This is a genomic window from Jiella mangrovi (assembly GCF_017815135.1).
GTDB classification, from domain to species: Bacteria; Pseudomonadota; Alphaproteobacteria; order Rhizobiales; family Rhizobiaceae; genus Jiella; species Jiella mangrovi.
This window is the reverse complement of the sequence record NZ_JAGJCF010000010.1, coordinates 1-13,952: the sequence shown is the minus strand read 5'-3', so window position 1 is coordinate 13,952 and position 13,952 is coordinate 1. Positions and strand designations below refer to the sequence as shown.

Genomic DNA, 13,952 nt, shown 5'->3' with positions numbered 1-13,952 from the left:
TAGGCGGTGAGGCGACGCGTAACAGGACATGGCTGCGGGGCTCCGCCGCCGAGCCCATTCAGCTGTTATGACGAGCGGGCAACGCCGCTGAATGCTATCACTGACTGATGAGTCTATTGGCGGACGTGCTTGCGGGACGATTCGCATGTGACGCGAGGAACACGGCCGAACCGTGGATCGGCGAGAGCAACGGAAAGCAAGCGTGACGATATCGAGATCCGAGCCCGCCACCGACGAGGTCGGCGAACCATTCGAGGTGAATCACCGCAAGGTTCTGGCCATCACCCTGCCGATGACGCTCGCCTTTCTGACGACGCCTCTCCTCGGCATGACCGACATTGCCGTCATCGGACGGATCGGCGACGCGGAGACCCTCGGCGGCCTCGTCGTCGGGGCGCTGGTCTTCGACTTCGTCTTCGCGGTCTGCAATTTCCTGCGCGCGGGCACCACCGGCCTGACGGCGCAGGCGCTCGGCGCCCGCCGTCCGCGCGAGGTGGAGGCCGTGTTCTTTCGCGCCGCCATTCTTTCGCTCGCGATCGGCCTTGGCCTCATCGTCGCCGAGCCCCTCCTCATGCATCTGGGGCTTCTCGCCATCGCGCCGGGGCCGAATGTCGCCGAGGCGGCATCGACATATGTCTTCGTGCGGATGTTCTCGGCCCCCTTCGCGCTCACCAACTACGCCATTCTCGGCTCCGTCCTCGGGCGCGGGCGCAGCGGCCTTGCTCTGGTGCTGCAGATCGTCGTCAACGGCACCAACATCGCCCTGTCGATCTTATTCGGCCTCGTCCTCGGCTGGGGCATCACCGGCGTCGCGCTGGGCACGATCTGCGGCGAGGCGGCCGGCTGCCTCGCGGGGCTCGTGGTTCTCGCCAGGGGCTTTTCCGCCGGGCGCCTGCCACGGCTCGAAGAGGTCTTCGACTGGGGCGGTTTTCGCCAGATGCTGGGCGTCAACCGCGACATCATGATCCGCTCCTTCTGCCTCTTGGCGGGCTTCACTTTGTTCACCCGGCTCGGCGCCGGTTTCGGTCCGGTCACGCTCGCCGCCAACGGCCTGTTGATGACCATCTTCATGACCGGTTCCTATTTCCTCGACGGCGTGGCGACGGCAAGCGAACAGCTCGCCGGCGTCGCCGTGGGGGCGCGCCGAAGGCTCGCCTTCGACCGGACAGTCAGCCTGACGAGCCTGTGGGGCGGCTTCATCGCCGCTGCGCTCGCCGCCATCATCCTGATCGGCGGGGAGGCGCTGATCGACTTTCTGACCACCGATCCGGATGTTCGCGCCGCCGCGCGCATCTTCCTGCCCTGGGCGGCGGCGACGCCGATCGTCGGTGCGCTCGCCTTCGTCATGGACGGCATCTACATCGGCGCCACCTGGTCGCGGGCGATGCGTGACATGATGATCCTTTCGCTCCTCGTCTTCGTCGCGCTCGGCTACGCGCTGACGCCGGTTTTCGGCAATCATGGTCTTTGGCTGGCGCTGGAAGTATTTCTCGGCCTTCGCGGCGCGAGCCTTCTCGCCGTATTGCCGCGTCAGCGCGGGCGCACCTTCGGCCCTGGCCCGGGCGCCCCGGCGGGGACGCATTCCACTCCCGCAACCTGACCTTGCGTCATCACGCCCCACTTTTCACAAATATCTGGCATCGCTATTTGTTTCGGCATTGGGTTGGCTCTTGGCGCCGGAATGTCATCGGATGTGACCGACTGCGGTTTTCCCCCCATCGACGCCCCGCCTTGACAGGTTCAGTGCCCGTCCGGCGCGTCCTCCTCCGCCGGATCCGCGACGACGGCCAGGGGCGTGTCGTCGTCGCCAATTGCGGCGGTGGGCGGCACCACCGCCGCTCTTTCGCTGCCCGCGTTTCGATTGCGCTTTTCTTTCGTTTTGCCCATGATCCGGCAAAAACCGGGAAGGAACCGCCATGCTTTCGGATCGCCAGCTCCAGATTCTGGAGAGCGCCAAGCGGTCCGGCCGTGTGCTCGTCGACGAGCTCGCCGGCCGGTTCGAGGTCTCGGTTCAGACCATTCGTAAGGATCTCAACGAGCTCTGCGACGCGCGCATGCTGACCCGCGTTCATGGCGGGGCGATCCTTTCCTCCGGCGTCGAGAATGTCGGCTATGACGCAAGGCGCGTCATCGCCGCCGACGAGAAGGCCGCGATCGGCCGGGCGGTGGCCGACCTCATCCCCAACCAGGCTTCGCTGTTCATCAATATCGGCACCACCACCGAGGCGGTCGCCCACCAGCTCCTGCGCCATTCAGGCCTGATGGTGATCACCAACAATATCAACGTCGCCACCGCCATGCGGCCCTATCCCGACGTCGAGGTGGTGATCGCCGGCGGCGTCGTCAGGCGCTCCGACGGCGGCATCGTCGGCGAGGCGGCGGTGGATTTCATCCGCCAGTTCAAGGTGGATTTCGCCGTCATCGGCGCCTCGGCCATCGACCTCGACGGCTCGCTGCTCGATTTCGACTATCGCGAGGTGCGGGTCGCCCAGGCGATCATCGGCAATGCCCGCCACGTCATCCTCGCCGCCGATTCCTCCAAGTTCGAACGCTCGGCGCCGGTCCGCATCGGCCATCTCGACCAGGTCCAGACCTTCGTCACCGACGAGGCGCAGGCCCAGATCCGCGAGATCTGCCAGGCAGCGGAGGTGCGGCTGATCGAGGCCGGCCCGGCCGGCGGCGGGATGGCGGCGGCCCGGATCGGCGATAACGCTGCCTGACGATCAGTCCGGCTTTCGTATTATTTCGTTTGACGTTCGCTTCAGTTTCGCATTACACTTCCTGACATTCGCAATCGCAACCAAAATGCTGCACTGCGAAGTGGGAGGCCATGAAGACTTACGACATCTTCGTCATCGGCGGGGGCATCAATGGCTGCGGCATCGCGCGCGATGCGGCCGGCCGTGGCTATACCGTCGGACTTGCCGAGATGAACGATCTCGCCTCCGGCACGTCGTCATGGTCGACCAAGCTGATCCATGGCGGCCTGCGCTATCTCGAGCACTACGAATTCTCGCTCGTGCGCCACGCGCTGATGGAGCGCGAGGTGCTGTGGGCGATCGCACCGCATATCATCCGGCCGCTGCGCTTCATCCTGCCCCATCATGACGGCCTGCGCCCGAAATGGCTCTTGCGCACCGGGCTGTTCCTCTACGATCATATCGGCGGCCGCAAGAAGCTGAAGGCGACGACCAAGGTCGATCTTTCCGGCCCGCTCGGCGCGCCGCTGAAGAGCGAATACGTCACCGGTTTCGAATATTCCGACGCCCGGGTGGACGATGCCCGGCTGGTCGTCCTCAACGCCCGCTCGGCTGCCGAAAAAGGCGCCGACATCATGGTGCGCACCAAGGTCGCCGGCGCTCGGCGCGAGGGCGGCCTGTGGCAGCTCACCCTGCGCGACAGCGAAACCGGCAAGGAAATCAAGGTCGCCGCGAAGTTCCTGGTCAATACCGGCGGCCCATGGGTCGATCTCGTCCTGCGCAATGCCGTCGGCCGCAACGAGGCCCATCACATCCGCCTCGTCCAGGGCTCGCACATTGTCACGAAGAAGCTCTACGACCACGACCGGGCCTATATCTTCCAGAATGCCGACGGACGGATCATCTTCACCATCCCCTATGAGGACGACTTCACTCTCGTCGGCACCACCGATCAGGACTTCGAGGACGACCCGGCGGGCGCGGCGATCACCGAGGCCGAGACCGACTATCTGCTCGAAGCCGCGAGCGAATATCTCGAAAAGCCTGTCCGGCGCGAGGACATCGTCTGGTCGTTTTCAGGCGTGCGCCCGCTCTTCGACGATGGCGCTTCAAAGGCCCAGGAAGCGACCCGCGACTACGTCCTGAAGGTCGAGGGCGAAAAGGGCGAGCCGGGGCTCCTCAACTGCTTCGGCGGCAAGATCACCACCTATCGGGTGCTTGCGGAAGACGCGCTGGACAAGATCGAGGACGCGATCGGCAAGAAGGGCCGCAGCTGGACGGGCGATGCCGCCCTGCCCGGCGGCGACTTTGCCGTCGATGCCATCGCATCGCTGGAAAGCCACCTTGCCAAAAAGGCCCCCGAGCTCGGCGAAAAGACGATCCGCCGGCTGGTGCGGGCCTATGGCACGAATGCCGAAAGCTTCGTCGCCGCCGGAAAACTCGGCGAGGAATTCGGCCACGGCCTCTTCGCCGCCGAGGTCGACTACCTGATCGAACGGGAATGGGCCCAAAGCGCCGAGGACATCCTCTGGCGCCGCTCGAAGCTCGGTCTGCGCTTTGCGCCGTCCGAGACGAAACGCCTGACCGAATACGTCGAGACTGCAACCGCACAGCACAGGGCCGCCGCCGAATAGGCGACTTGCCGGGACCCTTGCGCCGTTTGGGAGGACGGATTGCTCGAACTCATCAATGTCAGCCGCAAGGTCGGCGCCGAGGATCACATCGTCGATGTCTCGCTGCAGCTCCAGCGCGGCTCGATCAACGTCCTGCTCGGCCCGACCCTTGCCGGCAAGACCTCGCTGATGCGGCTGATGGCCGGGCTCGACGCGCCGACCTCCGGCCAGGTGATCATGGACGGCAAGGACGTCACCGGCACTCCCGTGCGCCGGCGCAACGTCGCCATGGTCTACCAGCAGTTCATCAACTACCCGACGCTGACGGTCTACGAGAACATCGCCTCGCCGATGCGCGTCGCCGGACGGCCCAAGGACGAGATCGACAAGGCGGTGAAGAAGGCCGCCGACCTTCTCCAGATGACGCCCTATCTCGATCGCACGCCGCTCAATCTGTCCGGCGGCCAGCAGCAGCGCACCGCGCTTGCCCGGGCCCTCGTCAAGAACGCCGATCTCGTCCTCCTCGACGAGCCGCTCGCCAATCTCGACTACAAGCTGCGCGAGGAACTGCGCGAGGAACTGCCGAAGATCTTCGCCGAGACCGGGGCGATCTTCGTCTACGCCACCACCGAGCCGCACGAGGCGCTGCTCCTCGGCGGCAAGACCGCGACCTTGTCGAAGGGCCGTGTCACCCAGTTCGGCGACACCACCACCGTCTATCGCCAGCCGCGCGACATCGTCACCGCGACCACCTTCTCCGACCCGCCGCTGAACGTCCTTGCCGTCGACAAGCGCGGCGGCCGCTTCACCGGCAAGGACGGCGTCGATTTTGCCGCGAGCGGCGCCCATGCCGGCCTGGCCGATGGACGCTACCGGATCGGCATTCGCCCGCACCGGCTGGAACTCGGCAAGACGCAAGGCGCCGGCTTCGACGCGCGGGTTTCGCTGACCGAGGTCACCGGTTCGCAGACCTTCATCCATGCCGATCACGCCGGCGCCGAGATCATCGCCCTCGTCCATGGCGTGCGGCGTGTCGAGGCCGGCGACACCGTCCACCTGTCTTTCGATCCGGCTGAAATCCTCGTCTTCGACGAGGCCGGCGACGCCGTCGGCGCGCCCGCCGCATTGGCGGCCTGAAGGAGAACCCGATGGCCCGCATCCGGCTCGATCATATCCGCCACGCCTATTCGCCCGAGCTTGCCAAGGCGAACAACTATGCCCTTCGCGAAGTCGACACCGCCTTCGAGGACGGCGGCGCCTATGCGCTGCTCGGGCCGTCGGGCTGCGGCAAGACCACGCTCCTCAACATCATTTCCGGCCTCCTCACGCCATCCGAAGGCCATGTCCGCTTCGACGACCGGGACGTCACCATGCTGACGCCCGAGGCGCGCAACATCGCCCAGGTGTTCCAGTTTCCGGTGATCTACGACACCATGACGGTGCGCGAAAATCTTGGCTTCCCGCTGAAGAACCGCAAGGTGCCGAAGGCCGAGATCGGGCCGCGCGTGGACGACATGCTGCGCCGCATCGGCCTTGCGGCGAAGGCCGACCGCAAGGCGCGCGGCCTCACCGCCGACGAGAAGCAGAAGATCTCCCTTGGTCGCGGCCTCGTGCGCTCCGACGTCAACGCCATCCTCTTCGACGAGCCGCTGACGGTCATTGACCCGCATATGAAATGGCAGCTGCGCTCGGAGCTGAAGCAGCTCCATCGCGAGTTCCAGATGACCATGGTCTATGTCACCCACGACCAGACCGAGGCTTTGACCTTCGCCGACAAGGTCGTCGTCATGTATGCCGGCGAGGTCGTCCAGATCGGCACGCCGGAAGAGCTGTTCGAGCGCCCGCAGCACACCTTCGTCGGCTATTTCATCGGCTCGCCCGGCATGAACGTCCTGCCCTGCAAGCTCGACGGCGGCGAGGCGACGATCTCCGGCGAGCGGATCAAGCTGCCGGCCGCGATCGGCCGGGCGAAATCCGGCAAGACGACCGAGCTCGGCATCCGTCCCGAATTCGTCAGCCTCGTCCCGCGCGGACAGGGAATTCCCGTCAAGGTGGAAAAGGTCGAGGACATCGGCTCGGAAAAGATCGTCCGCGCAAGGCTCGGCGAGCACCGCGTCAGCGCGATCCTCCACGAGGATCAGAGCGTCCCGGCCGATGCCGACATCGCTTTTGCCGAGGAGCGGCTGAACCTTTACGCCGATTCCTGGCTCGTGGCGCGGGCCTGAGGGGGGACAACCATGGAAAAGACCTGGAACAACAAGGCCTGGTTCTTCGTCCTGCCGGTGCTCCTGCTCGTCGCCTTCTCGGCGGTGATCCCGCTGATGACGGTGGTGAACTATTCGGTGCAGGATAGTTTCGGCAACAACCAGTTCTTCTGGTACGGCGCCGACTGGTTCCGCGAGGTGCTGACGTCGGAGCGCTTCCACGACGCGCTTTTGCGCAACCTCCTGTTCTCGGCCATCATCCTCGCCATCGAGGTGCCGCTCGGCATCCTCGTTGCCCTGGCCATGCCCAAGAAGGGCATCTGGGTGCCGGTCTGCCTCGTCCTGATGGCGCTGCCCCTGCTCATCCCCTGGAACGTCGTCGGCACCATCTGGCAGGTCTTCGCCCGCACCGACATCGGCCTTCTCGGCTACACGGTGGATGCGCTCGGCATCGACTACAACTACGTGCGCAACGTCCTCGACGCCTGGGTGACCGTGGTGGTGATGGACGTGTGGCACTGGACGAGCCTCGTCGTCCTCCTGTGCTACGCCGGTCTCGTCTCGATCCCCGACGCATACTATCAGGCCGCCAAGATCGACGGCGCCTCGCGCTGGGCGGTCTTCCGCTACATCCAGCTGCCGAAGATGGGGCGCGTGCTTCTGATCGCCGTCCTCCTGCGCTTCATGGACAGTTTCATGATCTACACCGAGCCCTTCGTCGTCACCGGCGGCGGCCCGGGCAACTCGACGACCTTCCTGTCCATCGACCTCGTCAAGCTCGCCATCGGCCAGTTCAACATCGGCGAGGCAGCGGCGATGAGCCTGATCTACTTCCTGATCATCCTGTTGTTGTCGTGGATCTTCTACACGGTGATGACCAATGCCGGAAACGACAAGCCGATGACGGGAGGCGCAGAATGAGCGACCAGGCGACCACCGCCCATCCGAGCCTGCCCGGGGCCGCCCATTCCGAAAGCGCGATCGCCGCCCGCTCGCGGATGAAGACCGGCCATTTTAAATGGAAGGCGCTGATCCCGGCGCTCTACATCGTCTTCCTGCTCCTGCCGATCTACTGGCTCGTCAATATGAGCTTCAAGACCAACCAGGAGATCCTCGGCACGCTGACGCTCTGGCCGCAGAACCCGACCTTGCGCAACTACGAGGTGATCTTCACCGATCCCTCCTGGTACATGGGCTATGTCAACTCGATCATCTACGTCCTCATGAACATGGTGATCTCGGTGGCCGTCGCCCTGCCGGCAGCCTATGCCTTCTCGCGCTACCGGTTTCTGGGCGACAAGCACCTGTTCTTCTGGCTGCTTACCAACCGCATGGCGCCGCCGGCGGTCTTTGCCCTGCCCTTCTTCCAGCTCTATTCGGCCTTCGGCCTGATCGACACTCACATCGCGGTGGCACTTGCCCACTGCCTCTTCAACGTGCCGCTGGCGGTGTGGATTCTGGAGGGCTTCATGTCGGGCGTTCCCAAGGAAATCGACGAGACCGCCTATATCGACGGCTATTCCTTCCCGAAGTTCTTCTTCAAGATCTTCACCCCCCTGATCGCCTCCGGCATCGGCGTCGCTGCCTTCTTCTGCTTCATGTTCTCCTGGGTCGAGCTTCTGCTCGCCCGCACTTTGACGGTCACCGACGCCAAGCCCATCTCGGCGATCATGACGCGCACGGTCTCGGCCTCCGGCATGGACTGGGGGGTGCTCGCGGCCGCCGGCGCGCTGACGATCATTCCGGGCGCGATCGTGATCTGGTTCGTCAGGAACTACATCGCCAAGGGCTTTGCCCTGGGGCGGGTGTGATGGGGGTGCTTGCTCCAACGCCGGCGCGACGCCCCCTCGCCCTTCGAGGCGAGCTGCGCTCGCACCTCAGGATGAGGGGGCGACTGCTAGGGCGGCGGCTAAGCTCCGACGTCAACCCATTCCCTCATCCTGAGGTGCCGCCGAAGGCGGCCTCGAAGGGCGAGGGAATGGCGCCGCAGCATCGAACCGGGGCTCTACTCCTTCTTCCCCACCAGATGCCCACGGCGCGACAGCACCGGCAGTCCCACGTAATTCATCGCAATCAGCGTCTCCTTCTTGCGACGGTTCCAGCCCTTGATCTGCTTTTCCCGCGCGATCGCGTCGAGCAGACGGTCATAGGTCTCGGTAAAAACGAGCTGCACCGGGCGCCGCCTGAAGGTGAAGGCCTTGGGGTCGGGATCGTTGTTGTGCTCCCAGACACGGGCTTCGACCGGCTGCCTGGTGAGGCCGGTATAGTAGCTGCCGTCGGCGCAGCGCAGGATGTAGACCGTCGCTTCCATGGCAGCTCTCCTGCAAACACGGATTGCAGTTTGCTGAGAGACGTTGACGGAGGCAAGCATTGGCAGTCGTCTGCGCGACGCCCCCTCGCCCTTCGAGGCGAGCTGCGCTCGCACCTCAGGATGAGGGGGCGACTGCTAGGGCGGCGGCAGACTGGAGACGCCGCGTTTTGCTCGAGCTGCTGGAAAAGCTCCATCGCCACCCCATTCCCTCATCCTGAGGTGTCGCCGCAGGCGGCCTCGAAGGGCGAGGGAATGGCGGCGCAGACGGCTGACTTAGTCCACGATGTCCTCGATCCCGAGCTTCAGCGCCTTGGCCAGTGCCTTCAGCGTCGACAGTCGCGGGTCGATCTTTCGGCTCTCGATGTCCGACACCGTCGCCGGACGAAGGCCCGCGGCCGCCGCCAGATCGGCCTGCGTCAAGCCGACGGACTTGCGCCAGGCGGCGAGCGGGTGGAGCTCGCCGTTCAGCGACGCCAGCACGAGTTCGGAAGGCATCGAGGGGGCGCGCTCGTAGTCGATCATTGCCTGCTCGGCGATCGCCGCATCGCCCGCGTCCTCGATGATTGTCCGATACTCTTCCTCTGTCAGGACGATGAGTTTATCGCCCTTCAGATTGACCGCTTCGTTCATGGCGTTGCTCCGTCAACGATAGACTTCTCGCCTGTGGGCGATTTTGACGACGTAGATCCCGTCGATCAGCTCGAACACCGCACGCCAGTTTCCATGCCGCAGGCGATACCCCGTCTGATCCGTCAACTTGACGACGTCGCCCTCGCCAGTGTCGGCGTAGCGGATGAGCTTGGTGACCATTGCCGCCTGATCTTTGGCAGGCATGGCTTTCAGACCTCGACGGGCCGCGTTCGAGAATCGAATGTCCATACGCTTATCCGTCTTCACTCAGTCAAAAAATACGCAAGAACGAATATGGCTGCAATGGGAGTCACCAGATGATCGACCTATCCTGGATGGCCTGGACCTGGCCTACGGCAATCTTCTTCATCGTCATCTTCGGGCTGATCGCCTTGATGGGCGTGTGGGAATACGCCTCGCCCGGCGGTAGCCCACGCACCGGCATCCTGCGCTTCGAGACGACGCGGGGCGACCGCTTGTTCGTGTCCCTGCTCGGCTCCGCCTTCATCTGCCTCGGCTGGCTCTGGGCCACCGATCTGTCGCTCTGGTACGCGCTGATCGTCTGCGCGGCCTTCTTCGCTCTCGTCTTCCGCGTCGTCTGAGGCGGAAGGGAACATGGATTCGCGCCGCCGCCGGTCGGCTCGGGTCTCGGGATGAATCGACCGGCTCTTATCAACGGGAGGATACTTCATGAAACGCAGTCTCTGGGTCACCACGGCGACCCTCGCCCTCGCGCTTGCCTCCGGCCCGGCCTTCGCCGACATGGATGCCGCCAAGAAATTCCTGGATACCGAGATCAAGGACCTCTCGTCCTTGTCCCGCGCCGACCAGGAAAAGGAGATGCAGTGGTTCATCGACGCGGCCAAGCCCTTCCAGGGCATGGACATCAAGGTCGTGTCGGAAACCATCACCACCCATGAATACGAGTCGAAGGTGCTGGCGCCCGCCTTCACCGCCATCACCGGCATCAACGTCACCCACGACCTGATCGGCGAAGGCGACGTCATCGAGAAGCTGCAGACGCAGATGCAGTCGGGCGAGAACATCTACGACGCCTATGTCAACGACAGTGACCTGATCGGCACCCACTGGCGCTACCAGCAGGTCCGCAACCTCACCGACTGGATGGAGAACGAGGGCAAGGACGTCACCAATCCGGGGCTCGACCTGGCCGACTACATCGGCACGTCCTTCACCACGGCGCCTGACGGCAAGCTCTACCAGCTGCCCGACCAGCAGTTCGCCAATCTCTACTGGTTCCGCTACGACTGGTTCAACGACGAGAAGAACAAGGCCGACTTCAAGGCGAAATACGGCTACGATCTCGGCGTCCCGGTCAACTGGTCGGCTTATGAGGACATCGCCGAGTTCTTCACCGGCCGCGAGATCGACGGCCAGAAGGTCTATGGCCACATGGACTACGGCAAGAAGGACCCGTCGCTCGGCTGGCGCTTCACCGATGCGTGGCTCTCCATGGCCGGCAATGGCGACAAGGGCCTGCCGAACGGCAAGCCCGTCGACGAATGGGGCATCCGCGTCAACGACAAGGACCAGCCGACCGGCTCCTGCGTCGCGCGCGGCGGCGACACCAATGGCCCGGCCGCGGTCTATTCGATCCAGAAATATCTCGACTGGCTGAAGGCCTATGCTCCGCAGGAAGCCCAGGGCATGACCTTCTCCGAGTCGGGCCCGGTGCCGGCGCAGGGCCAGATCGCCCAGCAGATCTTCTGGTACACCGCCTTCACCGCCGACATGGTCAAGGACGGCCTGCCCGTCGTCGACGAGGAAGGCAATCCGAAGTGGCGCATGGCCCCCTCGCCGCATGGCGTCTACTGGGTCGACGGCATGAAGCTCGGCTATCAGGACGTCGGTTCCTGGACGCTGATGAAGTCGACGCCGGAAGACCGGGCCAAGGCCGCCTGGCTCTACGCCCAGTTCGTCGGTTCCAAGACCGTCGACGTAAAGAAGAGCCACGAGGGGCTGACCTTCACCCGCGAGTCGACGATCCGCGACAAGAGCTTCACCGAGCGCGCACCGAAGCTCGGCGGCCTCGTCGAGTTCTATCGCTCGCCGGCCAGAAAGCAGTGGTCGCCGACCGGCACCAACGTGCCGGACTATCCGAAGCTCGCCCAGCTCTGGTGGCAGGCGGTCGGCGACGCGGCCTCCGGCGCCAAGACCCCGCAGGAAGCCATGGACACGCTCTGTGCCAATCAGGAGCAGGTGATGAACCGCCTCGAGCGGGCCGGCATTCAGGGCGACATCGGTCCGAAGCTCAACGAAGAGCACGACATGGACTACTGGGTCGAACAGGCCAAGGAAAACGGCACGATCGCGCCTCAGCCCAAGAAGGAAAACGAGAAGGAAAAGCCGATCACCGTCTCCTATGACGAGTTGGTGAAGAGCTGGGCCGACGCCAACGACGCCAAGGATCCGGGCGACGCGGCCGCCGGCACCTCCGCCGAAAAGGCCTCGATGCAGCCGGACACGATGTCCGGCGACAAGGCCAACTAAGCCGTCTCACTGACACGAAAGCCGGGGTCCGCCCCGGCTTTCGCCTTTTATGCTGAATGAACTCGGGAAATCATCATGTCCGGCTACGTTCTCGCCATCGATCAGGGAACCACCTCGACGCGCTCGATCGTCTTCGACGACGGCACTCGCATCAAGGGCGTCGCCCAGCAGGAATTCGCCCAGCATTTTCCGCGTTCCGGCTGGGTCGAGCACGATCCGGAAGACATCTGGAATTCCGTCGTCGACACGGTCAAGGGCGCCATCGCCGACGCCTCGCTTTCGGCCTCCGACATCGCCGGGATCGGCATCACCAACCAGCGCGAGACCGTCGTCGTCTGGGATCGCGACACCGGCAAGCCGATCCACAACGCCATCGTCTGGCAGGACCGGCGCACCGCCGAGTTCTGCCGCAAGCTGGTGGCGGACGGCGCCGAGCCGATGATCACCGAAAAGACCGGGCTGATCGTCGATCCGTATTTCTCCGGCACCAAGATCGCCTGGCTGCTCGATCACGTCGAGGGCGCGCGGGATAAGGCCGAGGCCGGCAAGCTCGCCTTCGGGACGATCGACAGTTTCCTGCTCTTCCGCCTCACCGGCGGCAAGGTCCATGCGACGGACGCGACCAACGCCTCGCGCACGCTGCTGTTCGACATCTCGGCCAATGACTGGGACGACGAGCTTTTGAAGCTTCTGAACGTGCCAAGGGCGATGCTGCCGCAGGTGATGGACTGCGACGCGGAGTTCGGCGAGACCGAGCCCGCCCTCTTCGGCGCGGCCATCCCCATTCTCGGCATCGCCGGCGACCAGCACGCCGCGACCCTCGGCCAGGCCTGCTTCGAACCCGGCATGCTGAAATCGACCTACGGTACCGGCTGTTTCGCCGTCCTCAACACCGGCACCGAGCGCGTCGCCTCGCACAACCGGCTCTTGAGCACCATCGCCTATCGCCTCGGCGGCCGGACCACCTATGCGCTGGAGGGATCCATCTTCATCGCGGGGGCGGCGGTGCAGTGGCTGCGTGACGGGCTGAAGCTGATCGACAAGGCCGATGTCAGCGGGCCGCTCGCGGCCAAGGCCGATCCGGAGCAGGACGTCTATCTCGTCCCGGCCTTCACCGGCCTCGGCGCGCCCTGGTGGGACGCCGAAGCCCGCGGCGCGATCTTCGGCCTCACCCGCAAGACCGGGCCGAACGAGATCGCCCGCGCAGCGCTGGAAGCCGTGTGCTACCAGACCGCCGACCTCCTCAACGCCATGAAGAAGGACTGGCCGGCGGCGGCGGGCACAGTGTTGCGGGTCGATGGCGGCATGGTCGCCTCGGACTACACCATGCAGCGCCTCGCCGACCTCCTGGACGCGCCCGTCGACCGGCCCGTGGTGCTGGAAACGACGGCGCTCGGCGCGGCCTGGCTCGCCGGCCAGAAGGCGGGCGTGTGGCCCGGCATGGAGGGCTTTGCAGCCAAATGGCGGCTGGACCGCCAGTTCACGCCGCAGATGGACGCCGTCACCCGAGGCCGCAAGTTGAGCGGCTGGGCCGATGCGGTGACGCGCACGCTGACGCGGTGACGGGGGGCGCAATCTTCCGCCAGCTTCGTGGAAACCTCGGATCGCCAGACGTTTGAGGACGATGGATGCTGTCCGCTTATGCGACGGGACGGTTCGATCGGCGGCAAGGGCAACTGTGGCTCTTCAGAGCGAGATGAAATGAGCGTCGCCAGGGCGCACGACAGTCTCGTCGAACTGCGCATATCGAGTGCCTGACACTCCAAGATCAGGCGTCCGCTTTCATCGCGTTCGTCATGCTCGGGCCCCGTCCCGAGCATCCAGTGTGCCGTTTAAGCTTCTGTTGCGTCAGAAGTCTCTGGCAACTGTGTTCATTCGAACGCCTTTCTGTCTCTCTGCATGGCGTTGAGAACAGTGAGAAGCTTTCTGGCGACGGCGATGATGCCGACTTTCTTCGATCCCGATCTTTCGGCGACGGCTTGAA

14 protein-coding genes are annotated in these 13,952 nt (G+C 64.6%); 10 read left to right on the top strand and 4 right to left on the bottom strand.

The window, feature by feature from the left end:
• The first annotated feature begins 292 nt into the window (after positions 1-292).
• Positions 293-1,600: an MATE family efflux transporter gene (locus J6595_RS13955; protein WP_245198318.1), complete on the top strand. Its 1,308-nt coding sequence runs from the start codon at positions 293-295 to the stop codon at positions 1,598-1,600.
• 140 nt (positions 1,601-1,740) lie between these two features.
• Here the strand turns inward: J6595_RS13955 and J6595_RS13950 are convergent, their stop codons facing one another.
• Entirely contained in the window at positions 1,741-1,887 is a 147-nt protein-coding gene (locus tag J6595_RS13950; RefSeq protein WP_209595185.1) for a hypothetical protein, read from the bottom strand.
• Between the two features lie 29 nt (positions 1,888-1,916).
• On the opposite strand from J6595_RS13950, the gene J6595_RS13945 reads away from it, so the two are divergent.
• The 6 genes from J6595_RS13945 to J6595_RS13920 all read left to right on the top strand — a co-directional run bounded on the left by J6595_RS13945 (position 1,917) and on the right by J6595_RS13920 (position 8,327).
• Positions 1,917-2,720: a DeoR/GlpR family DNA-binding transcription regulator gene (locus J6595_RS13945; RefSeq protein ID WP_209595184.1), complete on the top strand. Its 804-nt coding sequence runs from the start codon at positions 1,917-1,919 to the stop codon at positions 2,718-2,720.
• 110 nt (positions 2,721-2,830) lie between these two features.
• Positions 2,831-4,333, top strand: a complete 1,503-nt coding sequence (glpD, locus tag J6595_RS13940) for a glycerol-3-phosphate dehydrogenase (RefSeq protein WP_209595183.1) — start codon at positions 2,831-2,833, stop codon at positions 4,331-4,333.
• 39 nt (positions 4,334-4,372) lie between these two features.
• Complete coding sequence (locus tag J6595_RS13935) at positions 4,373-5,449, top strand: ABC transporter ATP-binding protein (protein WP_209595182.1); 1,077 nt, start codon at positions 4,373-4,375, stop codon at positions 5,447-5,449.
• An 11-nt stretch (positions 5,450-5,460) separates the two neighbouring features.
• Positions 5,461-6,537: an ABC transporter ATP-binding protein gene (locus J6595_RS13930; protein ID WP_209595181.1), complete on the top strand. Its 1,077-nt coding sequence runs from the start codon at positions 5,461-5,463 to the stop codon at positions 6,535-6,537.
• A gap of 12 nt (positions 6,538-6,549) precedes the next feature.
• Entirely contained in the window at positions 6,550-7,437 is an 888-nt protein-coding gene (locus J6595_RS13925) for a carbohydrate ABC transporter permease (protein ID WP_209595180.1), read from the top strand.
• A 77-nt stretch (positions 7,438-7,514) separates the two neighbouring features.
• Positions 7,515-8,327, top strand: a complete 813-nt coding sequence (locus J6595_RS13920) for a carbohydrate ABC transporter permease (RefSeq protein WP_209595312.1) — start codon at positions 7,515-7,517, stop codon at positions 8,325-8,327.
• Positions 8,328-8,521: 194 nt separating this feature from the next.
• Here the strand turns inward: J6595_RS13920 and J6595_RS13915 are convergent, their stop codons facing one another.
• The 3 genes from J6595_RS13915 to J6595_RS13905 all read right to left on the bottom strand — a co-directional run bounded on the left by J6595_RS13915 (position 8,522) and on the right by J6595_RS13905 (position 9,706).
• Positions 8,522-8,827, bottom strand: coding sequence for a GIY-YIG nuclease family protein (locus J6595_RS13915; protein WP_209595179.1), 306 nt, complete (start codon positions 8,825-8,827; stop codon positions 8,522-8,524).
• A gap of 273 nt (positions 8,828-9,100) precedes the next feature.
• Entirely contained in the window at positions 9,101-9,457 is a 357-nt protein-coding gene (locus tag J6595_RS13910; protein ID WP_209595178.1) for a helix-turn-helix domain-containing protein, read from the bottom strand.
• Positions 9,458-9,469: 12 nt separating this feature from the next.
• A complete protein-coding gene (locus J6595_RS13905) occupies positions 9,470-9,706 on the bottom strand; it encodes a type II toxin-antitoxin system RelE family toxin (RefSeq protein ID WP_209595177.1) in 237 nt (78 codons plus the stop codon).
• Between the two features lie 68 nt (positions 9,707-9,774).
• Between J6595_RS13905 and J6595_RS13900 the strand changes: the two genes are divergently transcribed.
• The 3 genes from J6595_RS13900 (at position 9,775) to glpK (ending at position 13,531) form a co-directional block, all read left to right on the top strand.
• Positions 9,775-10,059: a DUF2160 domain-containing protein gene (locus J6595_RS13900; RefSeq protein WP_209595176.1), complete on the top strand. Its 285-nt coding sequence runs from the start codon at positions 9,775-9,777 to the stop codon at positions 10,057-10,059.
• Between the two features lie 88 nt (positions 10,060-10,147).
• On the top strand, positions 10,148-11,968 hold the full coding sequence (locus J6595_RS13895) for an ABC transporter substrate-binding protein (protein ID WP_245198309.1): 1,821 nt from the start codon (positions 10,148-10,150) through the stop codon (positions 11,966-11,968).
• Between the two features lie 75 nt (positions 11,969-12,043).
• Entirely contained in the window at positions 12,044-13,531 is a 1,488-nt protein-coding gene (gene glpK, locus J6595_RS13890; protein WP_209595175.1) for a glycerol kinase GlpK, read from the top strand.
• The last annotated feature ends 421 nt before the right edge of the window (positions 13,532-13,952 follow it).